Source organism: Streptomyces sp. NBC_00461 (assembly GCF_036013935.1).
In the GTDB taxonomy this organism is placed as follows: Bacteria; Actinomycetota; Actinomycetes; order Streptomycetales; family Streptomycetaceae; genus Streptomyces.
The window spans coordinates 1,713,157-1,739,119 of the sequence record NZ_CP107902.1 but is presented as its reverse complement, the minus strand read 5'-3'; the positions used below and the strand labels follow the sequence as shown (position 1 = coordinate 1,739,119).

Annotated in this window: 23 protein-coding genes and 1 riboswitch; of the genes, 16 read left to right on the top strand and 7 right to left on the bottom strand. The window is 71.2% G+C overall.

The window, feature by feature from the left end; genetic code table 11:
* Positions 1-55 precede the first annotated feature (55 nt).
* The 4 genes from OG870_RS08415 to OG870_RS08400 all read left to right on the top strand — a co-directional run bounded on the left by OG870_RS08415 (position 56) and on the right by OG870_RS08400 (position 5,493).
* Positions 56-2,017: a sensor histidine kinase gene (locus OG870_RS08415; protein ID WP_266586035.1), complete on the top strand. Its 1,962-nt coding sequence runs from the start codon at positions 56-58 to the stop codon at positions 2,015-2,017.
* Complete coding sequence (locus OG870_RS08410) at positions 2,014-2,394, top strand: DUF742 domain-containing protein (protein WP_266586037.1); 381 nt, start codon at positions 2,014-2,016, stop codon at positions 2,392-2,394. Before OG870_RS08415 ends, OG870_RS08410 begins: the two co-directional genes overlap by 4 nt.
* A gap of 535 nt (positions 2,395-2,929) precedes the next feature.
* Positions 2,930-3,718, top strand: coding sequence for a carbon-nitrogen hydrolase family protein (locus tag OG870_RS08405; protein ID WP_266510592.1), 789 nt, complete (start codon positions 2,930-2,932; stop codon positions 3,716-3,718).
* Between the two features lie 74 nt (positions 3,719-3,792).
* Positions 3,793-5,493, top strand: a complete 1,701-nt coding sequence (locus OG870_RS08400) for a flavin monoamine oxidase family protein (RefSeq protein WP_266510590.1) — start codon at positions 3,793-3,795, stop codon at positions 5,491-5,493.
* A gap of 56 nt (positions 5,494-5,549) precedes the next feature.
* Here OG870_RS08400 and OG870_RS08395 read toward each other — a convergent pair whose 3' ends face one another.
* Together OG870_RS08395 and OG870_RS08390 are read right to left on the bottom strand one after the other, a co-directional pair.
* The gene (locus tag OG870_RS08395; RefSeq protein ID WP_266510588.1) at positions 5,550-6,479 is read right to left on the bottom strand and encodes an LLM class F420-dependent oxidoreductase; all 930 of its coding nucleotides are present in this window, start codon (positions 6,477-6,479) and stop codon (positions 5,550-5,552) included.
* 62 nt (positions 6,480-6,541) lie between these two features.
* Entirely contained in the window at positions 6,542-7,228 is a 687-nt protein-coding gene (locus OG870_RS08390; RefSeq protein WP_266586039.1) for a DUF5995 family protein, read from the bottom strand.
* 174 nt (positions 7,229-7,402) lie between these two features.
* Between OG870_RS08390 and OG870_RS08385 the strand changes: the two genes are divergently transcribed.
* Positions 7,403-8,518: a glycoside hydrolase family 6 protein gene (locus OG870_RS08385; protein WP_266588516.1), complete on the top strand. Its 1,116-nt coding sequence runs from the start codon at positions 7,403-7,405 to the stop codon at positions 8,516-8,518.
* On the opposite strand, the gene OG870_RS08380 is transcribed toward OG870_RS08385, so the two are convergent.
* Positions 8,497-9,876, bottom strand: coding sequence for a uracil-xanthine permease family protein (locus tag OG870_RS08380; RefSeq protein WP_266586041.1), 1,380 nt, complete (start codon positions 9,874-9,876; stop codon positions 8,497-8,499). The genes OG870_RS08385 and OG870_RS08380 overlap by 22 nt on opposite strands.
* A 138-nt stretch (positions 9,877-10,014) precedes the next feature.
* Here OG870_RS08380 and OG870_RS08375 point away from each other — a divergent pair, with 138 nt between their 5' ends.
* The gene (locus OG870_RS08375; protein WP_266586043.1) at positions 10,015-11,274 is read left to right on the top strand and encodes an alginate lyase family protein; all 1,260 of its coding nucleotides are present in this window, start codon (positions 10,015-10,017) and stop codon (positions 11,272-11,274) included.
* Positions 11,275-11,460: 186 nt separating this feature from the next.
* On the opposite strand, the gene OG870_RS08370 is transcribed toward OG870_RS08375, so the two are convergent.
* On the bottom strand, positions 11,461-12,672 hold the full coding sequence (locus OG870_RS08370; protein WP_266586045.1) for an MFS transporter: 1,212 nt from the start codon (positions 12,670-12,672) through the stop codon (positions 11,461-11,463).
* A 153-nt stretch (positions 12,673-12,825) separates the two neighbouring features.
* Between OG870_RS08370 and OG870_RS08365 the strand changes: the two genes are divergently transcribed.
* Entirely contained in the window at positions 12,826-14,073 is a 1,248-nt protein-coding gene (locus tag OG870_RS08365) for an ROK family transcriptional regulator (RefSeq protein ID WP_266586047.1), read from the top strand.
* Between the two features lie 127 nt (positions 14,074-14,200).
* Here the strand turns inward: OG870_RS08365 and OG870_RS08360 are convergent, their stop codons facing one another.
* Entirely contained in the window at positions 14,201-14,941 is a 741-nt protein-coding gene (locus OG870_RS08360) for an SDR family oxidoreductase (protein ID WP_266586049.1), read from the bottom strand.
* A gap of 91 nt (positions 14,942-15,032) precedes the next feature.
* Positions 15,033-15,920, bottom strand: coding sequence for an RNA polymerase sigma-70 factor (locus OG870_RS08355; RefSeq protein ID WP_266586051.1), 888 nt, complete (start codon positions 15,918-15,920; stop codon positions 15,033-15,035).
* 249 nt (positions 15,921-16,169) lie between these two features.
* Positions 16,170-16,300, top strand: a riboswitch (FMN riboswitch).
* A 145-nt stretch (positions 16,301-16,445) separates the two neighbouring features.
* On the opposite strand from OG870_RS08355, the gene OG870_RS08350 reads away from it, so the two are divergent.
* From OG870_RS08350 to OG870_RS08310, 9 genes are all read left to right on the top strand, one after another.
* Positions 16,446-17,051 (top strand): riboflavin synthase, encoded by a 606-nt coding sequence (locus tag OG870_RS08350; protein WP_266586053.1) that lies wholly within the window; start codon positions 16,446-16,448, stop codon positions 17,049-17,051.
* On the top strand, positions 17,048-17,689 hold the full coding sequence (locus OG870_RS08345; RefSeq protein ID WP_266586055.1) for a nicotinamide mononucleotide transporter family protein: 642 nt from the start codon (positions 17,048-17,050) through the stop codon (positions 17,687-17,689). The genes OG870_RS08350 and OG870_RS08345 overlap by 4 nt, the downstream gene beginning before the upstream one ends.
* The gene (locus OG870_RS08340) at positions 17,686-18,975 is read left to right on the top strand and encodes a bifunctional 3,4-dihydroxy-2-butanone-4-phosphate synthase/GTP cyclohydrolase II (protein ID WP_327690795.1); all 1,290 of its coding nucleotides are present in this window, start codon (positions 17,686-17,688) and stop codon (positions 18,973-18,975) included. The genes OG870_RS08345 and OG870_RS08340 overlap by 4 nt, the downstream gene beginning before the upstream one ends.
* A gap of 35 nt (positions 18,976-19,010) precedes the next feature.
* On the top strand, positions 19,011-19,496 hold the full coding sequence (gene ribH, locus OG870_RS08335) for a 6,7-dimethyl-8-ribityllumazine synthase (protein ID WP_266530750.1): 486 nt from the start codon (positions 19,011-19,013) through the stop codon (positions 19,494-19,496).
* A gap of 34 nt (positions 19,497-19,530) precedes the next feature.
* On the top strand, positions 19,531-19,803 hold the full coding sequence (locus tag OG870_RS08330; RefSeq protein ID WP_266530748.1) for a phosphoribosyl-ATP diphosphatase: 273 nt from the start codon (positions 19,531-19,533) through the stop codon (positions 19,801-19,803).
* A 49-nt stretch (positions 19,804-19,852) separates the two neighbouring features.
* Entirely contained in the window at positions 19,853-20,710 is an 858-nt protein-coding gene (gene hisG / locus OG870_RS08325; protein WP_266530746.1) for an ATP phosphoribosyltransferase, read from the top strand.
* Positions 20,711-20,737: 27 nt separating this feature from the next.
* Positions 20,738-21,181, top strand: coding sequence for a PH domain-containing protein (locus OG870_RS08320; protein WP_266530744.1), 444 nt, complete (start codon positions 20,738-20,740; stop codon positions 21,179-21,181).
* 188 nt (positions 21,182-21,369) lie between these two features.
* Positions 21,370-22,695, top strand: coding sequence for a hemolysin family protein (locus OG870_RS08315; RefSeq protein ID WP_266530742.1), 1,326 nt, complete (start codon positions 21,370-21,372; stop codon positions 22,693-22,695).
* Positions 22,692-23,777 (top strand): hemolysin family protein, encoded by a 1,086-nt coding sequence (locus tag OG870_RS08310; protein WP_266586060.1) that lies wholly within the window; start codon positions 22,692-22,694, stop codon positions 23,775-23,777. Before OG870_RS08315 ends, OG870_RS08310 begins: the two co-directional genes overlap by 4 nt.
* Positions 23,778-23,905: 128 nt before the next feature.
* Here the strand turns inward: OG870_RS08310 and OG870_RS08305 are convergent, their stop codons facing one another.
* Positions 23,906-25,771 (bottom strand): AAA family ATPase, encoded by a 1,866-nt coding sequence (locus OG870_RS08305; protein WP_266841438.1) that lies wholly within the window; start codon positions 25,769-25,771, stop codon positions 23,906-23,908.
* Positions 25,772-25,963: the final 192 nt, after the last annotated feature.

The following is a 25,963-nucleotide window of genomic DNA, read 5'->3' as shown; positions in this document are numbered from 1 at the left end:
TGCGGCGATCGCTACCGACGGGTAACACTGGCGAGTAATACTCCAGGGGGAGAGCATGCGCCGGCTCATCGGCCGTACCGGAACGGTCCGCGCCCGGATCGTGGCACTCGCGCTCGCTCCGGTGCTCGCCCTGCTGGTGCTGTGGGGTTTCGCCATGGTGTCCGTCACCGGCGAACTGCGCTCGCTCGTCCGGGTGCAGGGCGTCTACGAGGAGTTCGGCACCCCCGTCGACACGGCGATCGGGCAGATCCAGATCGAACGGCGGCTCGCGGCGACGTACTTGGGCACGAGCCGCCGTACGCAGACCGTCGTCGATCTGATGGAGCAGCAGCGCCGCACCGACCGGGCCGTCAACGCCATGCGCGACGCGGTCCGGTCCGGAAACCGGGACCGGCTCTCCGCGCGGCAGCGGCAGGCGCTGGACGCCATGGTCACGAGCGTCGGCGGACTTGAGCTGCTGCGAGAGCGGGTGCTGTCCCGGGACGTCTCCTGGGACCGGGCGGTGAGCGAGTACAGCGCCCTGGTGGAACCCGGCTTCGACGTCGAGTCGACGCTCACCGCGCTGCAGGCCGGACAGCTGGCGCGGGAGGCACAGGTCGTCGTCGAGCTGGTCCGGGTGCGGGAGTTCGTGTCGCGGGAGGACGCGCTGGTCGCCGGTGCGCGGGCCGCCGGGACGCTGACCGACCGGCAGTACGACACGCTCGCGGCGACCGTCGAGGACCGGCGCGTCTTCGAGCGGACGTACGTGCCCGATCTGCCGGGTGACTCGCGGGCGCTCTTCGAGGAGTTCCAACGCGGGGAAGTCCATCGCCGGCTGGTGGCGGGCGAGGACGCGCTGCTGCGGGCCGGAGCGTCGAGGGCGGCCGACGCCGTGTCAGCCGACTCCTGGCGCTCCACCACCGACCGGGCGGTCAAGCAGTACATGCGGCTGTGCACCCGCTCCGCGGTCAACTCCGCCGACCGCGGGCGGGAGTTCGCCCGCCAGGAACTGGTCAAGGCCGCCGTCGTTGGGGTGCTCGGGCTGGTCGCCGTGGCGCTGTCCGTGTGGTGCGCGGTGCGGGGCGCACGCCGGATCTCGCGCCGGCTGGAGAGGCTGCGCGACGCGGCCGACCTCCTCACCACCCGTCAACTGCCCGACGTCATGGCGAGGTTGAGCGCGGGCGAGGAGGTGGACGCGGCCGCCGAGGCGCCGCCGCTGACGGACGGGGAGGCGGAGGCCGACGAGATCGGCGACGTGGGACGGTCCTTCAACGCCGCACGGCTCGCGGCCGTCGAGGCGGCCGTGCGGCAGGCGACCCTTCGCCGCGGGCTCTCCGCTGTGCTCCTCAACATCGCCCGCCGCAACCAGTCGCTGGTGCACCGGCAGCTGAAGCTCGTCGACACGCTGGAGAGACGCACCGACGACCCGGACGTCCTCAAGGAGCTGTTCCGCATCGACCACCTCACCACCCGGATGCGGCGGCACGCCGAGAGCCTGATCATCCTCTCCGGCGCGGCACCCGGCCGCAGATGGCGGCGCCCGGTGCCCGTCGCCGACGTCGTCACCTCCGCGGTCGGCGAGATCGAGGCGTACGCCCGGGTCGAGGTGCCGCCGATGCCACGCGTGGGCATCGCGGCGGACGCCGTCGCCGATGTCGTCCATCTGATCGCCGAACTGGTCGAGAACGCCACGGTGTTCTCGCCGCCGCACACCCGCGTCACCCTACGCACCGCACGGTCCGGCGGCGGCTTCGTCCTGCGGATCGACGACCGGGGACTCGGCCTTGACACCGAGCACCTGGAGGAGGCGCAGCACACGCTCACGACGCCGGCCGACTTCGACCCGACCCGGCACGAACGGCTCGGCCTGTACGTCGTCGGCCGCCTCGCCGCCCGGCACGGGATCGAGGTCACGCTGGGCCCGTCGCCCTACGGCGGGACGACGGCGACGGTGTCGCTGCCCGAGGGAGTGCTGGCGGACGAGGGCTCCGGTGCCGAGGGGGCGGAGGGTGCGCCGGCACGGGCGTCACTGCCGTGAGCGACGAGCACTGGTACGAGGACGAGACGGGGGCGCTGGTGCGCCCCTACGCCGTCACCCGTGGCCGCACCCGCCCCTCCGACCAGCACCGCGTCGACCTGATGTCGCAGGTCACAGCCGTACGCGACAGCGAGGCGCCGTACCGCACCGATCACGCCGCAAGCTCCCTCCTCGCCCTCCTGCGTCACCGCCCCCGGCCCCTCGTCGAGCTCGCCGCGGACGCCGACCTGCCCCTGACCGTCGTACGCGTGCTGCTCGGCGATCTGGCCGACGCCGGTCTCGTACGGATCGACGCCCCGCGGCGGCCGGCGCCGGGCGGCCCGGCCGCCGACCCCGAGCTGCTCCGGGAGATCGTCGAGCGCCTGCGCGAGCTGTAGCGCGAGCGGCCGGCCGACTGGACGCCCGGCCGCCATTGCCCGACCTTGGAGTCGCCGGTGCCCCTCTTGACCTTCTCGAAAGGTTCCCCGGCGACCCGGTAGAGCTTCGCGGTGCCGGTCACCGCGGCGGCCTCGCGCTGCGGACGGCTGTCGGTCGCGGACGCCATGGCAGAGCCCGTCGCTCCGGTGGCGAGCAGGAGCACGGCCGCGAGCACGGCGATCATCGTACGACGCTGCATGGCGGTCCTTTCTGCAGGTGAAGCGGACGGTCACCACTGTCCCGGCGCCGTGCCGCCACCACATCGCGCCCGAGGCGGCACCCCGCTTCCGGCGCGCGGCGGGGACCCGTCCGTGACCTGCGCCTCAAGGAGGTCCGGAGCTATGCCCGAAGGCGCGCAACGAATCGCCGGCGGACGGATGGTGCACGCAACGATCCGCTCACCGGCGCGCAACGGCTCCGCCTTGTCCGCCCGAGCCCCGCGCCCGTACCGTTTATCTGGCCCCCCAAACCCATACGTACCGCTGAGGAACACGCATGCGCACCGCCCTGCTCCAGAGCTCCGGCCGCCCCGGCTCGGTCGCCGAGAACCTCAAGGTCCTCGACGCGGCCGCGGGCCGTGCCGCCGCCACGGGCGCCGTGCTGCTGGCCGCACCGGAGATGTTCCTCACCGGGTACGCGATCGGCGACGACATCGGCCGCCTCGCCGAACCCGCCGACGGCGCCTGCGCGGACGCGATCGCCGACATCGCCTCCCGGCACGGGCTCGCGATCGCCTACGGCTACCCGGAGCGCGACGGCGACACCGTCTTCAACTCCGCCCAGCTGATCTCCGCCGACGGCGACCGCCTCGCGAACTACCGCAAGACCCACCTCTTCGGCTGCTTCGAGCGCGACCACTTCACGCCCGGGGAGCAGCCGGTCGTCCAGGCCGAGCTGAACGGCCTCCGCGTCGGCCTCATGATCTGCTACGACGTCGAGTTCCCGGAGAACGTCCGCGCCCACGCCCTGGCCGGCACCGACCTCCTCGTCGTGCCGACCGCGCAGATGCACCCGTTCCAGTTCGTCGCCGAGTCGATGATCCCGGTGCGTGCCTTCGAGAACCAGATGTACGTCGCGTACGTCAACCGGGTCGGCCTGGAAGGGGAGTTCGACTTCGTCGGCCTCTCCGTGCTGGCCGGCCCCGACGGCGTCGCCCGCGCCCGCGCCGGACGCGGCGAACAACTCGTGCTCGCCGACGCCGACCCCGCCTTCCTCGCCGCCTCCCGCGAGGCGAACCCGTACCTGAAGGACCGCCGCCCCGGTCTCTACGGGTCCCTGGCCTGAAAGCCCGGCCGAAGAAAAGCCTTACCCCAGCCCCCAGCAGATTCAGCAGCTTTCCCGCAAGGAGTCCGTACCCCATGACGTCCACCGTGCCCAACGCCGTCGAGCACGCAGACGAGCACCAACCGCCGATCACCATGTTCGGCCCGGACTTCCCGTACGCCTACGACGACTTCCTCGCCCACCCGGCGGGCCTCGGTCAGATACCGGCGACCGAGCACGGGGCCGAGGTCGCGGTCATCGGCGGCGGGCTGTCCGGCATCGTGGCGGCCTACGAGCTGATGAAGATGGGCCTGAAGCCGGTCGTGTACGAGGCCGACAGGATCGGCGGACGACTGCGCACCGTCGGCTTCGACGGCCCGGGCACCGAGGACCTCACCGCCGAGATGGGCGCGATGCGCTTCCCGCCCTCCTCGACGGCGCTCCAGCACTACATCGACCTGGTGGGCCTTCAGACCCGGCCGTTCCCCAACCCCCTTGCGGAGGCGACCCCTTCGACGGTCGTCGACCTCAAGGGCGAGTCGCACTACGCCGAGACGGTCGACGACCTGCCGCAGGTGTACCGGGACGTCGCCCACGCCTGGAACACCTGCCTCGAAGAGGGCGCCGACTTCTCCGACATGAACCGCGCCCTGCGCGAGCGGGACGTGCCGCGGATCCGTGAGATCTGGTCGAGGCTCGTCGAGAAGCTCGACAACCAGACCTTCTACGGCTTCCTCTGCGACTCCGAGGCCTTCAAGTCCTTCCGCCACCGCGAGATCTTCGGCCAGGTCGGCTTCGGGACAGGCGGCTGGGACACCGACTTCCCGAACTCCATCCTGGAGATCCTCCGGGTCGTCTACACCGAGGCCGACGACCACCACCGCGGCATCGTCGGCGGCTCCCAGCAACTGCCGGTCCGGCTCTGGGAGCGCGAGCCGGAGAAGATCGTGCACTGGCCGTACGGGACCTCCCTCAAGTCCCTGCACGTGGACGGCGAGCCCCGCCCCGCCGTGACCCGGCTGCACCGCACCGCCGGCAACCGGATCACCGTGACGGACGCGAACGGCGACATCCGCACCTACCAGGCGGCGATCTTCACCGCCCAGTCCTGGATGCTCCTGTCGAAGATCGCCTGCGACGACTCGCTCTTCCCGATCGACCACTGGACGGCGATCGAGCGCACCCACTACATGGAGTCCAGCAAGCTGTTCGTGCCCGTCGACCGACCCTTCTGGCTGGACAAGGACGAGGTCACCGGCCGGGATGTCATGTCGATGACGCTCACCGACCGTATGACGCGCGGCACTTACCTCCTGGACGACGGTCCGGACAAGCCGGCCGTCATCTGCCTCTCCTACACCTGGTGCGACGACAGCCTGAAGTGGCTGCCGCTGTCAGCGAACGAGCGGATGGAGGTCATGCTGAAGTCGCTCGGCGAGATCTACCCGAACGTCGACATCCGCCAGCACGTCATCGGCAACCCGGTGACCGTGTCCTGGGAGAACGAGCCCTACTTCATGGGAGCGTTCAAGGCCAACCTGCCTGGCCACTACCGCTACCAGCGGCGCCTGTTCACGCACTTCATGCAGGACCGGCTGCCCGAGGACAAGCGGGGCATCTTCCTCGCCGGCGACGACATCTCCTGGACGGCCGGCTGGGCCGAGGGCGCGATCCAGACCGCGCTGAACGCGGTCTGGGGCGTCATGCACCACTTCGGCGGCGGGACGGACACGACCAACCCGGGCCCGGGCGACGTGTACGACGAGATCGCGCCGGTCGAACTGCCGGAGGACTGACCGGTACCCCGACAGGCAAGGTTCGCCCCGTCGCGCAAACGTCGCCTGTCGGGGCACTAGACACCGGCCGCGCGAGCCTTCTCGTACACCTCCGTGGCGACGTCCTTGAGTTCCTGGACGTCGCGCAGGTGGCCCTGGAGTTCGAAGAAGAACTCGTCGAGCCCGATCTCGGCGTGGGCGACGAGATCCTCGACGATCTGGTCGACGCTGCCCTGGAACGCCGCCCGGTCCGCGGCGTCGTACGCCTTGGCGGTGTACTGCGCGTTCACCCGGACCGCCGAGCGGATCGGTCGGGCGCGGCCGCGCGCGGCCGCGAGATCCTGCAACTGCCGCCACTGGTCGGCAAGTTGTCCGGCCCCCATGGCGATGGGCATCCAGCCGTCGGCCCGGTCCACGAGCCGGATCATCGCCTTCCTGCTGTGCGAGGGCAGCAGGATCGGGATCGGGCGGGCGGGCTTGGGCCCGATCACGGACGAGGCGATCCTGGTGTGGCGGCCCTCGTAGAGCACCGGGTCCGGGCCCCACACGGCACGGCAGACGTCGATGATCTCGTCCAGGACACGGCCGCGCTCCTCGAACGGGGCCACGCCCGCGGCCGCGTACTCGTCGAGCGACCAGCCCGTGCCGAAGCCCGCCACGACCCGGCCACCGCTCGCCGCGTCCAAGGTGCCCAGCGTCCTGGCCAGTTGGAACGGGCCGTGCAGTGGAGCGACCAGGACACTGGTGCCCAACTCGGCGCGCTCGGTCGCCGCCGCGGCCAGCGTCAGTGTCACCAGCGGCTCGGGGACGCCGCGGTACTGGTCGGGCCAGGGGACGCCGTCCATGCCGCCCAGGCCCTGGGTCGCGGGATCCGGGAAGAGGGCGCGTTCGTAGACCCAGAGACTGTCGTAGCCGATCCGCTCCGCGGTGCGGGCGACGTCCGGCACGTCCCGTCCGATGTCGTACTGCCGTGCTTGGGGAAGACTCAGGCCCAGGCGAGTGGGCATGCGTACGCTCCTTTGCGTCGTTCAGCCTCAGGCGGTACCTCGACCAACGTAACGCGACCGGATCAGTCCGGCAGTGGCGTGAGCAGCATCCGCCCCGCGAAGCCCACCGCCGCGTCCAGACGTTCGGTGAACTCCTCGGCCACGTCGGGCAGTCGGCGCAGCGCCCACAGGGCGCGCGCCGCCGACCAGGTCGCGTCCCGGGCCCGTTCCAGGCTGAAGGCGCCGAGCAGGTGGGTGAGCGGGTCTGCGATCTGGAGGAGGTCGGGGCCCGGCATCAGATCTTCGCGGATGCGCTCCTCCAGCGAGACGAGGAGGTCACCCACGCGATCGAACTCGTCCTCCAGGTCGGCCGGTTCGCAGTTCAACGTACGACAGCTGTCCACGACGGCGAGCGCCAGGTCGTGGCCGATGTGCGCATTGATGCCCGCCAGCGCGAACTGCAGCGGTCGTACGCCGGGGTGACGGCGGAACTGGAACAGGGGCCGCCAGCAGGCCGGTGGGCGCCGTTCGTCCGCCACCGCGTCGACGGCGGCGAGATAGCGCTCCGCGAACCGCGCGTCCAGCGTGATCGCGGCCCGGGCGTCCGGGAACCCACTGCCGTCGATACGGCGGTCGACCGCCTCGGTGACGGCGAGGTAGACGCGGTTGAAGACCGCGATGCCGTCCCGCTCGGGCAGCGTCGCGTCGAGGGCGCGCATACGGGAGACGACTGCGTCTACAGAAGTGGTGAACTGTTCCAATTGCCCCATGGGGGAAGGGTCCCAGTCATAGGCTGACGGCAGTGTCAGCGGGCCCGACGCTTCCCCAGAACGGGGGAACGCGTCCGCCGCCGCGGGAGGGGGACCAGCACAGTGTCAGGCCTTCGTGCCCAGCGTCTGGCCGCACGCAGGGCCGAGCGCAGGCGTGCCGCCCGCCGTGGCGCCATGGTCGTGGCGGCCTCCGTGGTCGTCGCCGTCGGCACCGTGACCGGCATGATGACCGCGCTGGACGACGGCCGGAGCGCCGACGAGGCGAAGCCGAGGGTGACCAGCTCGCCGCACGTGGACCAGCTGCCGGTGGTCCCGTCCCCGTCGGCGACCCACCCGTCCTCCTCCGCCCCGGCGAAGAGGAGCACTCCCACTCCCACTCCGTCCCCGAGCCGGACGCAGAGGAAGCGGCCGCCCGCCCAGGTGTCCACGAGTCTGTACCGCCACCCCGATTCCCAGGTGCTCGACTGGGTCCGCTCCCACCCGGGCGACCCGCGCACCTCGGTCATAGAGTCGCGCATCGCCGACCAGCCGGCCGCGGTGTGGTTCGCCGACTTCACCCCGTCGACCGTCACCTCCCGGGTCCGCGCCGTCACGTCGGGGGCCGGGGCGCAGGGCCGGGTGCCGGTCGTGGTGGCGTACGCGATACCGGACCGCGACTGCGGAGGCGCCTCCGAGGGCGGGGCGCCCGACCTCGCCGCGTACGACGGATGGGTCGACAGGTTCGCGGCGGGCCTGGGGTCCGGCGAGGTCGTCGTCATCCTGGAGCCCGACTCCATAGCCCAGGCCGACTGTCTGTCCGAGGGCGGGCGCGCCGACCGGTTCGCCTCTTTGGCCCGCGCCGGCCGGGTCCTCAAGGCCGCCGACCCGAAGGCGCGGGTGTACTTCGACGCCGGCCACTCCGGCTGGAACGCGGCCGCGACGCAGGCGAGTCTGCTGAAGCAGGCGGGCGCCGCTTCGGCCGCGTCCTCCGACGGGATCTTCAGCAACGTCTCCAACTTCCACACCACGCCCGACGAGATCGCCTACGACCGGCGGGTCCTCGCCGCCCTCGGTGGCCCCGCGAGCCTGGGCGCCGTCATCGACACCAGCCGCAACGGCAACGGCGCCCCGGCCGACGGCGACTGGTGCGACCCGTCGGGCCGCAAGATCGGCCGGGCGCCCTCACTCAGCACCGGCGAGGCCCGGATCGACGCCTATCTGTGGGTGAAGCTGCCGGGGGAGTCGGACGGCTGCAAGGGTTCGCCCGGGACGTTCACACCCTCGTACGCCTACGAGTTGGCCTCGTCGTAGGAGGACGTGCCCCCGTCCAGCAGCGGTGGCTGAGTCTTCAGGTGGGCCGGTGCGAAGGCCCGCAGCACGTGGTAGCCGGTGATGACGACGAGCGTGCCGAGGGCGATGCCGCTGAGGGAGAAGGTGTCGGTGAACTTCATCGTGACGTTGCCGACGCCGACGATGATGCCCGCCGCGGCGGGGACCAGGTTCAGCGGATTGCGCAGGTCCACCCGGGCGTTGGACCAGATCTGCGCGCCGAGCAGGCCGATCATGCCGTACAGGATGACCGTGATGCCGCCCAGGACGCCGCCCGGGATCGCGGCCACCACGGCGCCGAACTTCGGGCAGAGGCCGAAGAGGAGTGCGAAACCGGCCGCGGCCCAGTAGGCGGCGGTCGAGTACACGCGGGTCGCGGCCATCACGCCGATGTTCTCGGAGTACGTGGTGTTGGGCGGGCCGCCGACCGCGGTGGACAGTACCGAGCCGATGCCGTCGGCCGCGATCGCCGTACCCAGCTTGTCGTCCAGCGGATCGCCGGTCATCTCGCCGACCGCCTTGACGTGCCCGGCGTTCTCGGCGACCAGCGCGATGACGACGGGGAGTGCGACGAGGATCGCCGACCAGTTGAAGGCCGGACCGTGGAAGGAGGGCAGGCCGACCCAGTCGGCCCTGCCGACACCGGAGAGGTCGAGCCGCCAGTGGTCGGTGAGTTCGCCGCTCGCGTCCACCGAGTGGATGCGGCCGAAGATCCGGTCGAAGGCCCAGGAGATGCCGTAGCCGAAGAGCAGACCGAGGAAGATCGCGATCCGGGACCAGAAACCACGCAGACAGACGACGGCCAGACCGGTGAAGGCCATGACCAGCAGGGCGGTCCACTGGTCCTGCGGCCAGTACGTGGACGCCGTGACGGGCGCGAGGTTGAAGCCGATCAGCATGACGACCGCGCCGGTGACGATCGGCGGCATCGCCGCGTGGATGATCCGCGCGCCGAAGCGCTGCACGGCGAGTCCCACCAGGAACAGCGCCACGCCGACGACGAGGACCGCGCCGGTCACCGTGGCGCTGGTGCCGCCCTGGGCGCGGATCACGGCGGCGACGCCCACGAAGGACAGTGAGCAGCCCAGGTAGCTGGGTACCCGGCCGCGGGTCGCGAGCAGGAAGATCACGGTCGAGACGCCCGACATCATGATCGCGAGGTTGGGGTCCAGGCCCATCAGGACCGGGGCCACGAAGGACGCGCCGAACATGGCCACCACGTGCTGGGCGCCGAGGCCGACCGTGCGGGGCCAGGAGAGCCGTTCGTCGGGGCGTACCACCGCTCCGGGCGCGGGCGTTCGCCCGTCACCGTGCAGTTTCCAGCGCACGCCGAGGTCCATGGTGGGGTTTCGCTTTCTCTGTACGTGAAGACTGTCCGGACCATTGTCACGGGCACCTGGGGGTCCTACGCTCGCACGGTCCTGCTCATGAACTGTGTTCACGTATCTGATCGATTGTTCGACTGATCGGAGTGCTTGATGAGTGGAAGATCCCGCGCCGCCGTCCTGCTGGCCGCGGTCGTGACGTTCGGAGCCGTCCTCGTCCCCTCCGCGCAGGCGGCACCCAGGGCGCCCGACACCGCAGTCCTCGACGGCGCCCGGCTCCAGCAGACGAAGCTCCGCCTCGACCGAGGCGATCCACAACTGCACCGAGCCCTGCGGGACTTGACGGCCCGCGCCGACAACTGGCTGGGCCAGGGCCCCTGGACGGTCGTCGACAAACCGAAGCCGGCACCCGGCGGCGACGCCCACGACTATCTGAGCCAGGCCCCGTACTGGTGGCCCAGCACGGCCCCGACGGCCGACAACCCCTGGGGCTGCCCGTACGTCCAGCGGGACGGCCAGCGCAACCCCGAGGTCGACTCCGGCACCGACCGCCAGGACGTCGAGAAGGTCTTCGACTCGACCTACGACCTGTCCCTGGCCTGGTACTACACCGGCAGGCGGACGTACGCCGAGAAGGCGGCGCAGGTGCTGCGCACCTGGTTCCTCGCCCCGGCCACCAGGATGAACCCGAACCTGAACCACGCGCAGTTCATCCCGTGCAAGTACGACGGCCGGGCCATCGGCATCATCGACTTCTCCCAGTCGTACACCAGCGTCGTCGACGCCCTCGCGATCCTCGGCACGGGCGCCCCCGGCTGGACGAAGTCCGACCGGACGGGGATGACCCGTTGGAACTCCGACTTCCTCGGCTGGCTGAAGAACAGCGCCTTCGGCAAGGAGGAGGGCGCGGCGGCCAACAACCACGGCACCTTCTACGACATGCAGCTCGCCGCCCTCGCCTACGCGACCGGCGACCGGGCGCTGGCCCGGCGGACCGTGCTCGACGCGCGCGCCAAGCGCATCGACCCGCAGATAGCCGGCGACGGCAGTCAGCCGCAGGAACTCGCGCGCACACGCAGCTGGCACTACTCGACCTTCGACCTGGTCGCGTACACCCGGCTCGCGGCGATCGGCCGGCACGTCGGCGTCGATCTGTGGTCGTATCAAGGGCCCGACGGACAGGGGCTGTCGAAGGCGGTGGACTATCTGCTGCCGGCCGCGACCGGGGCCGCCCCATGGCCGCACCCGGAGCTGGAGTTCCACCGCTACGCGGCGAGCGATGTCGTCCATGCGGCCGCGGACGCGGGGGACGGGGCGGCACAGACGGCGGTCCGGAAGCTGGAGGCGCCGCCCGGCGGTGACCTCTGGGCGCTGCGTCCGGCGGCCGAGCAACTGGACTCGATAGCGGGCTGACCAGGGCCCGCCTTTCCGACCGGGCTCCTGAGCGTCCCATGGCTTCGTCTCACGGCTCCGTCTCAGCGCTCAGGAGCTACACCTGTGACCGCCAAGCCCCCAAGGCTGCCCGCCGTTGCCCACGGCATCCGCGTCCAGATCTGGTGGACCCGGAGGCGACGCGCCCCGCGCCGTGGAGCGAGCGGTTCAAGGCCGCGGGTCGGGAACCGCCGCGCTCGGAGGGCTGACCTTCGGGCGGTTGCGCTCGCCTGCGCGGAGCACGCCCGCGAAGACCGCGAGCCCGCACGCAAGAGCGGTCACCAGGCCGAAGGACACCACCAGACTCGTCGCCTGAGCCACCCCGCCGATCAGGCTCGGGGCGATGAGACCCGAGGTGTAGGTGATGGTCGCGACACCCGCGATGGCCTGACTCGGGTTCGGGCCGCTGTGGCCCGCCGCCGCGAAGCACAGCGGCACGACGACCGCGATGCCGAGGCCCAGCAGCGCGAACCCCGCCATGGCCACCGCCGGATCGCCCGCCACGACGACGAGCAGTCCGCCGAGAACCGCCACGGCGCCGCCGGTCCTGACGGTGCGGACCGCGCCGAACCGGTTGACCACCGCATCGCCGACGAGCCGCGCGATCGCCATCGTGAGCATGAAGCCGGTCGTGCACGCGGCAGCCAGGCCCGCCGACGTGTCGAGCTGGGCGCGTAGATAGACCGCCGACCAGTCGAGGCTGGCGCCCTCCGCGAATACCGCACAGAAGCCGACGGCGCCGATGAGCAGCGCGGACCGGGGTGGCAGGGCGAACCTCGGCGGAGGTTCCTCGTCCTCGGCGGGCTGCAGGTCGAGCACCCAGCGGCAGGCCACCGTCCCGAGCAGGGTGAGGGTGGCCGCCGCCAGCGCGAAGTGCAGGCGGGCGTCGGAACCGAGGTGCGCGGCGAGCGTGCCCGCCGCGGAGCCGGTCAGGGCGCCCGCGCTCCACATGCCGTGCAGGCTCGTCATGATCGACCTGCCGAGCAGTCGCTCCACCTCGATGCCGAGCGCGTTCATCGCGACGTCGGCCATGCCCGCGCTCGCGCCGAACGCGAACATCGCCAGGCACAGGGTCAGCATGTTCGGCGCGAGCGACGGCAGGACCAGGGCCATCGTCCACAGGGCGATGAGGCCGCGCAGAGCCCCGCGACTGCCGAAGCGGTGGCTGATCCGGCCGGCCAGCGGCATGGCGCAGGAGGCGCCGAACGCCGTGAAGGCGAGGGCGAAGCCGAGCTGTCCCGCACTCAGCGAGGCATGGTCCTGGACCCAGGGCACACGGGTCGCGAACGAGCCGGTGACGGCTCCGTGCACGGCGAACACGGCGGCCACGGCGTACCGGGCCCGCCTCACCTCGCGCAGGTCGCAGACCACGTCGCTCATTCTCGGCCCTCCCGATTCCTGTGTTTCCCCACTGGCATCGCGTAAACTATCAGGAACCCTGCCTGATAGATAGGGGATTACTGGCCGTGCGGTGCGGAGCCGGGGTCGCCGGTCTTGTCCTGCGCGTCCCGGCCGATCTGGGAGGATCCCGGCATGCCCGCATCTCCGAGCACCGCCCGGGCCATCAACGACCGGCTCGCCCTGCGTCTGCTGCAGCAGGAGGGCCCGTTGACGGCAGGGCAGTTGAAGCAGCTGACCGGCTTGTCCCGGCCGACGGTCGCCGATCTCGTGGAGCGGCTCACCGCCTCCGCTCTGATCACCGTGGTCGGGGAGGCGGGAGAGCAGCGGCGCGGGCCGAACGCGAAGCTGTACGGCATCGTCGCCGACCGCGCGCATCTCGCCGCCCTCGACGTCCGGACCGAGGGTGTCTCCGTGATCGTCTCCGACTTGCTCGGCCGGGTGCTCGCCGAGGCCTCCGTGCCGATCGCCGACGACACCGGGACAGGACCTGCGGTCGAGCAGGCGGTCACGATGGTCGAACGGGTGGCGAAGGAAGCCGGGGCGGACCGCCTGCACACCGTCGGGATCGGCGCGCCCGGCCTGATCGACCCGGCCACCGGGGAACTCCGCGACTCCTCGGGCCTGCCCGAGTGGCACCGTCGCCTGGTCGCGGCCCTCCAGGAACGCCTGCCCGAAGCCCGTGTCAGCGTCGACAACGAGACCAATCTCGCCGCCGTCGCCGAACAGCGCGACGGCGCCGCGCGCGACCGCGACACCTTTGTCCTCCTCTGGCTCGGCCACGGCACCGGCGCGGCCGTGGTCCTGGACGGCGCACTACGCCGCGGTGCCTCCGGCGGCACCGGTGAAATCGGCTTCCTGCCCGTACCGGGAACGACCGCACTGCCTTCGGCGACGGACTGCGAGGGGGGATTCCACTCCCTGGCGGGGTCGGCGGCGATCGTGGAACTGGCGCGAGAGCATGGCGTGACGGTGGAGGGCACGGCACATGAGCCGGCGGCCGCCGGGGTGGTACGGACGGCGGTGGCCCGGGTTGTGCGGGCGGCGGGGGAGGCGGGAGCAGCGCCGACGCGAGCCGGCATCGCCGTACCGGAGGCCGGGTCGGCCGCCCGTTTCCTCGACGCCCTCGCCGACCGACTTGCCGTCGGTGTCGCCTCCGTGGTGGCGATCCTCGACCCCGGATGCCTCGTGCTGGGCGGCGAGGTCGGCCAGGCCGGCGGGGACGAACTCGCCGGCCGCGTGGCCGAGCGGGTCCGGCGCATGTCACCGCTGCCCACCGAGGTCAGGGCGAGCGCCCTCGGTGGGGGTGCCGTACTTCGCGGGGCACTGCTCACCGCACGGGACGGAGCTCAGGACGACCTGTTCGCTCCTCCCGAGCGGTAACCCGCGCCCGCGGAGGGCGCGTTCACGTCTCTGGAGCGGTGGCTCAGCGGGAGTACGGATGACGCGTACGGGCGAGCAGTCCCGGGCCGCCCGTGCGGAGCCGCCCATGCGGAGCCGGTCGCGTCGGCTATCCGCGCCGCCCGGCCAGGTACTCCTCGAACGTCCCCTTCCCGACGGCGAGTTCCGGCGTGAGGTGCCCTCCGCCGACGAAGGCCCGGTACGCCTTGCCCCACAGCGGCACGTTCAGCACCGGCCGCCGGCGCCCCGTGGCCTTCAGATAGGTGCGGGCCAGCGACTCGAACGTCCGGATCTCGGGCCCGCCCATGTCCTCCACCCGCCCCGCGGGAGCCCCGACGGCCAGCTCGGTCAGCCGCGCCGCGACCTCCGCCACCTCGATCGGCTGGTCGCGGACACCGGCAGGCAGCAGCACGACCGGCAGCTTGGCCAGCCCCTTGAGCAGCCTCACGAGCAGGTCGTGGAACTGCGTCGTACGCAGCACGGTCCAGCCCAGCCCCGACTCCTCGATCAGCTTCTCGACGGCGAGCTTGGTCCGGTAGTACGGGAACGGCACCGCGTCGACGCCGACGATCGAGATGTAGACCAGGTGGCCCACCCCCGCCCGCCGGGCCGCCGCGACCAGGTTCCCGGCGGCCTTCTCGTCACCGCCGGTCTGCGTGGTCGCGCAGTGCACGACGGTGTCCACGCCCGCGACCGCAGCGTCCAGCCCCGCCCCGCCCTCGCGCAGGTCGACGGCGTACGGCTGGGTGTGCCGGCTGAGCACCCGCACCTCGTGCCCGTCCGCGCGCAGCCGCTCGGTGACGAGAAGGCCGAGGGTTCCGGTACCGCCGGTCACCAGGATCGTGGTCATGCTGTTCAGCCCCTTCGGAGTCCGGACGCCCCCGAGTGGAACGCCCTACGCCAGCTAGGACTGAACAGCCCCGGCGAAACGTGACACGCTCCTAGGGACGCGTCAGCCGGCGCCGCAGGAACTCCAGTTTGTCCGGATTCACCTGTGCCCACACGTCCGTGATCAGACCCTCACGCAGGTCCAGCGCGAGCACCGCAACGAGCGTGTCGCCGGCCCACGCCACGAGCGTGCTCGCACCGTTGATCTCGGCCATCGTGAACTCCACCCCCGCCGCCCACTTCTCGTACGCGCCGAGCGCCAGCCGGCCGACCTTCTCGCGCCCATGGACCGGCCGCCGAGCCGCACTGACCTTGCCGCCGCCGTCGCTCCACCAGGTCGCGTCCGCCGCGAGCAGCTTCTCCAGCCCGGCCAGATCGCCCTCGCGGGCCGCCGTGATGAACGACGCGACCAGCTCCTGCTGTCGCTGCGGCACCGGCTCGAACCGCGACCGGTCCTCACCGACACGCTGCACCGCCCGCCGGTACAGCTGACGGCAGTTGGCCTCCGTCAGATCCAGTACGCCGGCGATCTCCCGGTGCCCGTACCCGAACGCCTCCCGCAGCACGTACACCGCGCGCTCGGTAGGGCTGAGCCGCTCCAGCAGGACCAGCACGGCCATCGACACGGCATCGCGCTGCTCGGCCGACTCCAGCGGGCCGAGGGTGCCGTCGGAGGTGACCACGGGCTCGGGCAGCCAGGGCCCGACATACTGCTCGCGGCGGGCCCGCGCCGAGGTCAGCCGGGTGAGACAGAGGTTGGTGACGACCTTGGCGAGCCAGGCCGCCGGATACTCGATGCCCGTGCGGTCCGCTCCGCTGAAGCGCAGATAGGCGTCCTGGACCGCGTCCTCGGCCTCGTCGGCCGAGCCCAGCATGCGATAGGCGAGGCCGAACAGCCGTGGCCGGTGCGCCTCGAACTCGTCGGCGATCGCGCTGCTCATGCCACTCACCCTGCCAGAGGCCGATGGCGGCGGGCGCGGACACCCGGCCGCGGGCGAAAAGACCCGGCGGCGGGCAAGGGCCGTCGTCACCGCCGCCGGGTCGGCCCATGAGGAGCCAAAAGGACTAGACCAAATGGTCCAGCAGGTCAGGGGAGTTGAGAAGTCCAGCGGCACATCCTGTGAGCAGGCCCACACCGTTCGCCTGTATGGACCTCGATCAGGCGTGGCACACTGGCCCTGTACCAGAAGCAGCGCACTCCGGGGTCGGTGAAAGTCCGAACCGGCGGTTACAGTCCGCGACCCGGTCGCTTCCAGCGGCCGGTTGACCAGGTGAAATTCCTGGACCGACGGTTAAAGTCCGGATGGGAGGCAGTGCGCGGCGGGCGGGCATTCGTGCGCGCCGCCGTATCGGTCCGTCCTTCGGGACGGGTGCGTCCGGCGTCGCCCCCGGTGTTCTCGCTCGTACATTCTGTCGTCATCGACAGCCCCGGAGTCCGTGCCCGAAGAGGCAGGAGGACCCGGGAAGTGTTCACCGGAATCGTCGAAGAGCTGGGCGAGATCACCGCCGTCGAGAACCTCGGCGACGCGTGTCGCTTCCGTCTGCGAGGCCCCGTCGTCACCGAGGGTGCCAAGCACGGAGACTCCATCGCGGTGAACGGCGTCTGCCTCACCGTCGTCGACCACGAGGGCGACGAGTTCACCGCCGACGTCATGGCGGAGACCCTCGACCGCTCCAGCCTCGGTGCCCTCGCCGTCGGCTCCCGCGTCAACCTCGAACGCCCGATGGCCGTGGGCGCGCGCCTCGGCGGCCACATCGTCCAGGGCCATGTCGACGGCACGGGCAAGGTCCTGGAGCGCAAGCCCTCCGAGCACTGGGAGATCGTGAAGGTCTCGCTGCCCGCGGACCTGACCCGCTACGTGGTGGAGAAGGGCTCCATCACGGTCGACGGCATCAGCCTCACCGTGGTCGACGCGGGCCCCGACTACTTCACGGTCAGCCTGATCCCCACCACCCTCGCCCTGACCACGCTCGGCCGCAAGCAGCCCGGCGACCCGGTCAACCTCGAGGTCGACATCGTCGCCAAGTACGTCGAGCGGCTGCTCGCGAGCGGTCAGGGGGCGGCCCGGTGAACTGGCTGAACTCCGAGGCCTTCACCCTCCTCGACCAGCACATCATCTGGTCGGACATGATCGGCAACATCCTCGGCCTGATCACCCTGGCCCTCGGCTGGCGGCGCTCGCTGATGACCTGGCCGGTGCAGTTCCTCTCCGGCCTGGTCCTCTTCATCGCCTTCTACGGCCACCTCGCCGGCAGCGCCGGCAAGCAGGTCGTCGTCATGGTCGTCGCCCTGTACGGCTGGTGGCAGTGGAACCGCGACAAGGGCCGGTCCGCCGACGGCCACATCACCCCGCGGTTCGCCACCTGGCGCGAGCGCGGCGCGATGATCGCCGCCGCCGGCGCCGGCACGGTCGCGGTCGCCCTGCTCTTCAAGGCCTACCCGTCCCTGTCCTGGGACCCCTGGCCGGACGCCTACATCTTCGTCGGCACCATCGTCGCCATGTACGCCCAGGCCCGCGGCATGGTCGAGTTCTGGATCGCCTGGCTCCTGGTCGACCTCGTCGGCGTCCCCCTCAACTTCGCCAACGGCTACGCCTTCTCCGGCTTCGTCTACGTCATCTACGGCGCGCTCGTCCTGTGGGGCATGCGCGACTGGTGGCTGCGCTCCCGCAACGCCGCGCGGCCCGTCCTGGAAGGAGCGCCGGCATGACATCGGCACCGATTCTCTACACCACAGACGGCATCGAGGACTGGTCGCTCGACCCGATCGAGCAGGCCATCACCGACATCGCGGCCGGCCGCCCGATCGTGGTCGTCGACGACGAGGACCGTGAGAACGAGGGCGACCTGGTCGTCGCCGCCGAGAAGGTCACCCCCGAGATCGTCGCCTTCATGATGAGCGAGTGCCGCGGCCTGATCTGCGCCCCCATGGAGGGCGAGGAGCTGGACCGGCTCGAACTCCCGCAGATGGTGGCGGACAACACCGAGTCGATGAAGACGGCGTTCACCGTCTCCGTGGACGCCTCCGCCGCGCACGGCGTCACCACCGGCATCTCGGCCGCCGACCGCGCGACCACGCTCCAGCTGCTGGCGAGCGGCGAGGCCGGGGCGAGTGACTTCGTGCGCCCCGGCCACATCTTCCCGCTGCGCGCCAGGCCCGGCGGTGTCCTGACCCGTGACGGCCACACCGAGGCCGCCGTGGACCTCGCCCGCCTCGCGGGGCTGCGGCCGGCCGGCGCGATCGTCGAGATCGCCGGCGAGGACGGCCGGATGCTGCGCCTGCCCGAGCTGATCCCGTTCGCCCGCAAGCACGGCCTGACGATCATCTCCATCGAGGACCTGATTGCCTACCGCCGCACCGCCGAGCCCACCGTCCGCCGCGAGGCCGAGACCCAACTGCCCACCGCCCACGGGGAGTTCACGGCCTACGGCTACCGCTCCACCGTCGACGGCGTCGAGCACGTCGCCCTCGTCCACGGTGAGCTCGGCGACGGTGAGGACGTCCTGGTCCGCATCCACTCCGAGTGCCTGACCGGCGACATCTTCGCCTCCCTGCGCTGCGACTGCGGCCCTCAGTTGGAGTCCTCCCTGGAGCGCATCCAGGCCGAGGGCAGGGGAGTGGTCGTCTATCTGCGCGGCCACGAGGGGCGCGGCATCGGCCTGCTGTCCAAACTGCGCGCCTACGAGCTCCAGGAGCGCGGCCGTGACACCCTCGACGCCAACCTCGAACTCGGCCTGCCCGCCGACGCCCGGGACTACGGCGCCGGCGCGCAGATCCTGGAGGACCTCGGCGTCCGCAGCCTGCGCCTGATGACCAACAACCCCGCCAAGACCGACGCGCTCGTCCGCCACGGACTCAAGGTCACCGGCCGCGAGCCGATGCCCGTACAGGCGGGTGAGCACAACCTCCGCTACCTGCGCACCAAGCGGGACCGGATGGGACACGACCTGCCCTGGCTGGACACGGCTCCCGTGTCCACCTGCAGCACCCAGTAAACGACCGTCAGACGTCACCGAGGAGACAAGAGAACGTGAGCGGCAAGGGCGCACCGGAACTGTCCGTACGCAACGTGGGTGACCTTCGGGTCGCCGTCATCGCGGCGCAGTGGCACGAAAAGGTGATGGACGGCCTGGTGGACGGCGCCCTGCGCGCCCTGCACGACCTGGGGATCGACGAGCCGACCCTGCTCAGGGTCCCCGGCAGCTGGGAACTCCCGGTCGTCGCCAAGGTCCTCGCGGGCCGCGGCTACGACGCGATCGTCGCCCTCGGCGTCGTGATCCGGGGCGGCACCCCCCACTTCGAGTACGTGTGCCAGGGCGTGACCCTGGGCCTCACCCAGGTCTCCGTCGACACCGGCGTCCCCATCGGCTTCGGCGTGCTGACCTGCGACACCGAGGAGCAGGCCCTGGACCGGGCCGGAATCGAGGGCTCGAACGAGGACAAGGGGCACGAGGCGGTGACGGCGGCGGTGGCGACCGCGGCAACCCTCCGCTCAGTATCCGAACCATGGCGCTAGGCCGGTCGGCACACCGCGTAAAGTGAGCGCCACCATGTCCAATAAGACGTTCGAGGAGCTCTTCACCGAGCTCCAGCAGAAGGCCGCCCACGGCGACCCCGCCACTTCCCGCACCGCAGAACTGGTCGGCAAGGGCGTCCATGCCATCGGCAAGAAGGTAGTCGAAGAGGCCGCCGAGGTCTGGATGGCCGCCGAGTACGAGGGCAAGGAAGCGGCCGCCGAGGAGATCTCGCAGCTGCTCTACCACGTACAGGTGATGATGGTCGCCCGCGGGATCTCCCTGGACGACGTCTACGCCCACCTCTGAGCCGCACGCGCACCCCATCCCGTACGAACGAACAAAGGAAGCCGACCTCATGCTGCGCATCGCCGTCCCCAACAAGGGTTCCCTGTCAGGCCCTGCGGCGGAGATGCTGCATGAGGCCGGCTACCAGCAGCGCCGTGAGTCCAAGGAGCTGCGGATCGTCGACCCGACCAACGAGGTCGAGTTCTTCTACCTCCGCCCCCGCGACATCGCGATCTACGTCTCCTCCGGCCGCCTCGACATCGGCATCACCGGCCGCGACCTGCTGGTCGACTCCGGCGCCAACGCCGAGGTGATCCTCCCGCTGGGCTTCGCCCGCTCCACCTTCCGCTTCGCGTCCAAGCCGGGCACCGCGAACGGCATCGAGGACCTGACGGGCAAGACGGTCGCCACCTCCTACGAGGGCATCGTCGCCAAGCACCTCGCCGACAGCGGCGTCGACGCCTCCGTCGTCCACCTGGACGGCGCGGTCGAGACCGCCATCGAGCTGGGCGTCGCCGAGGTCATCGCCGATGTCGTCGAGACCGGCACCAGCCTGCGCAACGCCGGCCTGGAGGTCTTCGGCGAGCCGATCATGAAGTCCGAGGCCGTCGTCATCCGCCGCACCGGCGCCGACGGCGAGGAGGCTGCCGAGCCAAAGGTTCAGCAGTTCCTGCGCCGTCTGCAGGGCGTCCTGGTGGCGCGGACGTACGTGATGATGGACTACGACTGCCGCGTCGAGCAGCTGGAGAAGGCCGTCGCGCTGACCCCGGGCCTTGAGTCGCCGACCGTCTCCCCGCTGCACAACGAGGGCTGGGTCGCCGTCCGTGCGATGGTCCCGGCCAAGGAAGCCCAGCGGATCATGGACGACCTGTACGACATCGGCGCGCGGGCCATCCTGACCACGGCCATCCACGCCTGCCGTCTCTGACGGACGGCGACCGAGAGACACCGGAAGATGTCCGATCTGCCTACCCTCCCCGTCACGTTCCGGCCGGGCCGCACCCGGGTCGTCCTGCTCACGAGCGGCGCCGCGATCTTCGTGGTGATCACGACCGTCGCGTTGCTCCTGGAGCAGCTCAGCCCCGGCGAGAAGCTCAGTTTCGTCTTCACGGGGGCGATCCTGTTCGGGGTGCTGGCCCTGCTCGCCCGGGTGCGGGTCGTCGCCGACGAGAGAGGTGTCACCGTCGTCAACATCGCCTCCCGGCGGCACCTGGAGTGGGCCGAGATCCTCCATGTGAACCTGCGCCCCGGCGATCCCTGGGTTTTCCTCGACCTCAGCGACGGCACCAGCCTGCCCGCGCTCGGCATCCAGCCGGGCATCGCCAAGGAGCGTGCCATCGCCGACGCACGCGCCCTGCGTGCCCTCGCCGAGTCCCGCTCGACGAGGGATCTGCCGTAGAGACCCATGTCTTGATTAATCTGTTGGCGGAGGCGTTTTCGTTGCGCCTCCGCCGCTGATGTCCCCGCCGGTCTTCCGCCGGTCCTCAGAGGCCCCCTGCTACCCGAGGAGTGACTCCCTCCAGCGATGGACGGATCGTCCTGTAGTACCTGCGCCGCCACCTCACGACCCATCGAGGCGGCGGCATCATGACCACCCCCCTGCTGCTCCTTGGAGCGGCCCTCCTGCTGATCCTGGCCAACGGCTTCTTCGTGGCCGCCGAGTTCGGCCTGGTCACGGTCGAGTCGACGGACGCCGAGAAGGCCGCAGCCGAAGGCGACAAACGGGCCCTCAGGGTCGCCGAGTCGCTCAGGGAGCTGTCCTTCCAGCTCTCCGGCACCCAGCTCGGCATCACCATCACCTCCCTCGTCGTCGGCATGCTCGCCGAGCCCGCGCTCGCGCAGCTGCTGCACGGCCCGTTCAGCGCGATCGGCATCCCCGAGGGCGCCGTCTCCGGCGTCGCGGTGGTCGTCGGCATGCTGCTGGCCTCCGCCGTGCAGATGGTCATCGGCGAACTCGTGCCCAAGAACTGGGCGGTGTCCAAGCCGATGCAGGTCGCGCGCTTCGTCGCCGGCCCGCAGCACAGGTTCGCCCTCCTGTTCCGACCGGTCATCGCAGCGTTGAACGCGGTCGCCAACCGCCTGGTCCGAGCCATGGGCGTGGAGCCCGCCGAGGGGCTGGCCTCAGCCCGTACCCCCGGCGAACTCGTCTCGCTGGCCCGGCACTCCGCGCAGGCCGGCGCCCTGGAACAGGACACGGCCGACCTCTTCGTACGCACGCTGTCGCTCGCCGAGCTGACCGCGCAGCACGTCATGACCCCGCGCGTGAAGGTGAGTGCGCTGCAGTCGACGGCCACCGCCGAGGACGTGGTCAACCTCACCCGCGCCACCGGCCTGTCCCGCTTCCCGGTCTACAAGGAGCGGATCGACGAAATCGTCGGCATGGTCCACCTCAAGGACGCGCTGGCCGTCCCGGTCCACGACCGCCTGCGTACCCCCGTCGGCCGTATCGCCCGCCCGGCGCTGCTGGTCCCCGAGACCCTGCCGGTCCAGCCCCTCCTCGCCCAGCTGCGCAGCGAGCAGCCCATCGCGGTCGTCGTCGACGAGTACGGCGGCACGGCGGGCGTGGTGACCCTGGAGGACATCGTCGAGGAGATCGTCGGCGAGGTCCGCGACGAGCACGACGGGCAGGACGTGCCCGAACTCGCCGCCGCCCCGCCGGAGGACGGCAGGCCCTCCTGGGATGCCGACGGCAGCTGCCGCGTCGACATCCTGCAGCGCATAGGTCTCGACGTGCCCGAGGGGCCGTACGAGACCGTCGCCGGGCTGGTCGCCGACCGGCTCGGCCGGATCCCGGCCGTCGGCGACAGGGCGGAACTGCCCGGCTGGCGGCTGACCGTGCGCCGTGTGGGGCACTACCGCGCCGAGCGTGTCCGCCTGGTGCGGACCGGACCGGTCGTGGAGGTCACCCGATGAGCGTGATCCAACTCCTGTTCGCCGGGTTGCTCGTCCTCGCCAACGGCTTCTTCGTCGGCGCCGAGTTCGCCCTCGTGTCGGTCCGCCGCAGCCAGATCGAACCGCTCGGCACCGCCCGGGCCCGCCAGGTCCTCTACGGCCTGGAGCGGCTGCCGCAGATGATGGCCGCGGCCCAGTTCGGCATCACGGTCTGCTCGCTGACCCTGGGAGCGGTCGCCGAGCCGACCGTCGCGCACCTGCTGGAACCGGTCTTCGCATGGGTCCACCTCCCGGACGGGATGATCCACCCGCTGGGATACGTCATCGCGCTCGCCGCCGTAGTCTTCTTCCACCTCGTCATCGGCGAGATGGTCCCGAAGAACCTCGCGATGGCGGCCCCGGAGAAGGCCGCGGTGTGGCTCGCGCCGGGCCTGGTCGCCTTCGCCCGCCTCTGCAAGCCGATCACCATCGCCCTCGGTGCCTGTGCCCAGGGCATCCTGCGGCTCTTCAGGGTCGAGCCGAAGGACGAGGTCGAGGCGGTCTTCACCAGCGAACAGCTCAACCGCCTGGTGGAGGACGCCGGCCAGGCGGGCCTGCTCGGCCCCGAGGAGCAGGAACGCCTGGAGGACGCGCTGGAACTGGGCTCCCGCCCGGTGACGGACGTGCTCCTGGGGCGGGAGTCCCTGGTGACGGTCGCGCCGTCGGTGACGCCGGGCCGGATCGTCGAGCTCACCGCCCGCACCGGTTACTCGCGCTTCCCGATCGCCGCGGAGAACGGCGCCTTCATGGGCTATCTGCACGTGAAGGACGTACTGGACCTGGAGGACTCGGACCGGGCGGTGCCGCAGCAGCTGTGGCGCCCCATGACGACGCTGCGCTCCGAACTCCCCCTGGACGACGCCCTGACGGTCATGCGCCGCGCCGCCACGCACCTGGCCCAGGTGGCCGACGCGTCCGGCAAGGTGCTCGGCCTGGTCGCCCTGGAGGACGTACTGGAGCTCCTGGTCGGTGAGGTCACCGACCCCGCCCACCGGGAGGTGCCGGAGGTGAAGGTGACCGAGCCGCGGGCCAGTGGGGAGCCGGAACAGGCCTTGGCGGGCTGACACGGTGGCCCCGTGCCCCGAAAGGGGCGCGGGGCTGTATCGATCTGCGGCTCCGCCGCGTGGGCGCGACCAGCCACAACGGACCCGCTCGGCAAGACCTCAGAAGCGACCGAGTCAGTGGGCGCGGCTCACAACCCCGACGGATCCTGCGGCCCCCGCCCGGACAACACTTCCCCGTACGCCTGCATCAGATCCGGCAGCCGCAGTGTCGACAAGTCGTCCCGGGACAGCAGCCCCGGATACGTCGACAACCGCAGATCCCGGTAAGCGCAGCTCTTCTCGTACAGCGTCCGCAGGAACCGGCCGTTGCCGAGCTCGTCGATCCACGCCTGGTCCACCACGTGCCCGGCGATCGAGCGCAGCTCGTCCAGGGCCTCCTCGTCCCACACGTCGCCGTTCTCGGCGGCCAGCACCTCACCGATCGAGGTGAGTTCGAGGGGCCGGTACGACGGGAAGTCGACGCGGGTGGTGAAGCGGGAGGAGAGGCCGGGATTGGCGGCCAGCAGACGGTCCATGCCCTCCGGGTAGCCGGCCAGGATGACGACCAGGTGGTCGCGGTTGTCCTCGGCCCGCTTCAGCAGCACCTGCAACGCCTCGTCGCCGTACGCGTCGCCCTTGCCGTAGCCGGAGTTGGAGAGCGAGTAGGCCTCGTCGACGAAGAGCACACCGCCGATCGCGGAGTCGATCAGCTCGTTGGCCTTCACGGCTGTCTGGCCCAGGTACTCGCCGACCAGGTCGGCCCGCTGGGCCTCCACGAGGTGGTCGCCGCCGAGCAGTCCGAGGGCGTAGAAGACACGGCCCAGGATGCGGGCCACCGTGGTCTTGCCGGTGCCCGAGGGGCCGGAGAAGACGAAGTGCCGCTTGGGCGGCTGCACCGGCAGTCCCTGGCCCGTGCGCAGCCGCGCCATGTTCAACTGAGCGGAAAGCGCCTTGACTTGGCGCTTCACCGGCTCCAGGCCCACCATGCGCTCCAGCTCGGCGAGCGCCTCTTCGAGCAGGTCCGGGTCGGTGGGTCCGGCGGGCAGCGGGGACCCGGCAGGGCCGACGGCCTTGTGGCGCGCCGAAGGGTCGATCGCCGACGGCAGCGAGCCCACCGGCGGCAGGTCGGACTCGGAGAACCTCAGGTCCCGGCCCTCGGCGCCGAACAGCGGGTCCAGGGTGTCGGGGCCCTCCAGCGCGTCCTGGCCGCCGGAGAGCGTGATCGCCGCGAGGTCGGTGGACTCGTCGTACCCGTCGCCCTCCGAGATCGCCGCGAGCCGGGCCGAGGTGTCCATGAAGGCGGGGTCGACGCGGTGCACGGCGCGGTAGAGGGGGAGGGCGGCGGCCGAGCGGCCGGTGCCCTCGTGGGCCCGCGCGAGCCAGTAGCGCAGTTCCTTGCGTTGCGGCTGCTCGCTGCGGCAGCGCATCAGGGCTGTGGACAGAAGGGGTTCGGCCTGTCCGTACATCTCCAGGCGGACCCGTGCCATGCCGCCGAACAGGCCCGCCTCGATGCCGAGCAGGGCGTCGTCGATCAGCGGGTCGGTGTGGCGGACGAGCTGGTCCCAGTCCTTGACGAGATAGGCGCGGCAGGCGTGCAGAAAGCGGACCTGCGGGTCGGTGTCCACGGGCGGCAGGGCCGCGAGCGCCCGGTCCAGCTCGGGAACATGGCGGCCGTCCAGCCAGTGCGAGGCGTGCGCGAGCAGCAGATCACGCGGGCTCTCCAGCACGGGCTGCACCCACCAGCCCAGCCAGTACCAGGAGTTGAGGGCCCGGCGGTGCCGGGCGCGCTGTTCCCCGAAGCGGTCCCGGTGCCGGAACATCCGTAACAGCGCGGTCGTCGTGTCGACGCGCAGCGCGTGCAGTCCGAGCCAGCCGTCGGCCATCCCGGGATCCATCCGGACCGCGGCCCGGAACTCCTCCTCCGCCTGCGGATAGGCGCCCATCGTGTAGGCATCCACACCTCGCAGCCAGGCGAGGTCGGCCGGGGCCTCGGGGCCCTGCATGCCGAAATCCATCACGTCCCCCACAAACCGTGCCCCCGTCGGTTGACCGCCGGACCGTCGCCGTCGGCCTCCTAGATCGAACCGCCGTAGCGCGGACCGGAGTTGCGGTGCGCGCAGCCGTCCGAAGGTCGCACCGAGGGCATCGTACCTGCGCAGGTGTCACCCGCCGAAGGGTGCCGCACAGGCCGTTTGGCGAGGTGGGAG

What these genes read in the sequence shown, in the direction of transcription:
- OG870_RS08415 (WP_266586035.1), top strand. Translation starts at nt 56, where the DNA reads ATGCGCCGGCTCATCGGCCGTACCGGAACGGTCCGCGCCCGGATCGTG.
- OG870_RS08405 (WP_266510592.1), top strand. Translation starts at nt 2,930, where the DNA reads ATGCGCACCGCCCTGCTCCAGAGCTCCGGCCGCCCCGGCTCGGTCGCC.
- OG870_RS08400 (WP_266510590.1), top strand. Translation starts at nt 3,793, where the DNA reads ATGACGTCCACCGTGCCCAACGCCGTCGAGCACGCAGACGAGCACCAA.
- OG870_RS08395 (WP_266510588.1), bottom strand. Translation starts at nt 6,479, where the DNA reads ATGCCCACTCGCCTGGGCCTGAGTCTTCCCCAAGCACGGCAGTACGAC.
- OG870_RS08390 (WP_266586039.1), bottom strand. Translation starts at nt 7,228, where the DNA reads ATGGGGCAATTGGAACAGTTCACCACTTCTGTAGACGCAGTCGTCTCC.
- OG870_RS08385 (WP_266588516.1), top strand. Translation starts at nt 7,403, where the DNA reads ATGGTCGTGGCGGCCTCCGTGGTCGTCGCCGTCGGCACCGTGACCGGC.
- OG870_RS08380 (WP_266586041.1), bottom strand. Translation starts at nt 9,876, where the DNA reads ATGGACCTCGGCGTGCGCTGGAAACTGCACGGTGACGGGCGAACGCCC.
- OG870_RS08375 (WP_266586043.1), top strand. Translation starts at nt 10,015, where the DNA reads ATGAGTGGAAGATCCCGCGCCGCCGTCCTGCTGGCCGCGGTCGTGACG.
- OG870_RS08370 (WP_266586045.1), bottom strand. Translation starts at nt 12,672, where the DNA reads ATGAGCGACGTGGTCTGCGACCTGCGCGAGGTGAGGCGGGCCCGGTAC.
- OG870_RS08365 (WP_266586047.1), top strand. Translation starts at nt 12,826, where the DNA reads ATGCCCGCATCTCCGAGCACCGCCCGGGCCATCAACGACCGGCTCGCC.
- OG870_RS08360 (WP_266586049.1), bottom strand. Translation starts at nt 14,941, where the DNA reads ATGACCACGATCCTGGTGACCGGCGGTACCGGAACCCTCGGCCTTCTC.
- OG870_RS08355 (WP_266586051.1), bottom strand. Translation starts at nt 15,920, where the DNA reads ATGAGCAGCGCGATCGCCGACGAGTTCGAGGCGCACCGGCCACGGCTG.
- OG870_RS08340 (WP_327690795.1), top strand. Translation starts at nt 17,686, where the DNA reads ATGACATCGGCACCGATTCTCTACACCACAGACGGCATCGAGGACTGG.
- OG870_RS08330 (WP_266530748.1), top strand. Translation starts at nt 19,531, where the DNA reads ATGTCCAATAAGACGTTCGAGGAGCTCTTCACCGAGCTCCAGCAGAAG.
- hisG (WP_266530746.1), top strand. Translation starts at nt 19,853, where the DNA reads ATGCTGCGCATCGCCGTCCCCAACAAGGGTTCCCTGTCAGGCCCTGCG.
- OG870_RS08320 (WP_266530744.1), top strand. Translation starts at nt 20,738, where the DNA reads ATGTCCGATCTGCCTACCCTCCCCGTCACGTTCCGGCCGGGCCGCACC.
- OG870_RS08315 (WP_266530742.1), top strand. Translation starts at nt 21,370, where the DNA reads ATGACCACCCCCCTGCTGCTCCTTGGAGCGGCCCTCCTGCTGATCCTG.
- OG870_RS08310 (WP_266586060.1), top strand. Translation starts at nt 22,692, where the DNA reads ATGAGCGTGATCCAACTCCTGTTCGCCGGGTTGCTCGTCCTCGCCAAC.
- OG870_RS08305 (WP_266841438.1), bottom strand. Translation starts at nt 25,771, where the DNA reads ATGGATTTCGGCATGCAGGGCCCCGAGGCCCCGGCCGACCTCGCCTGG.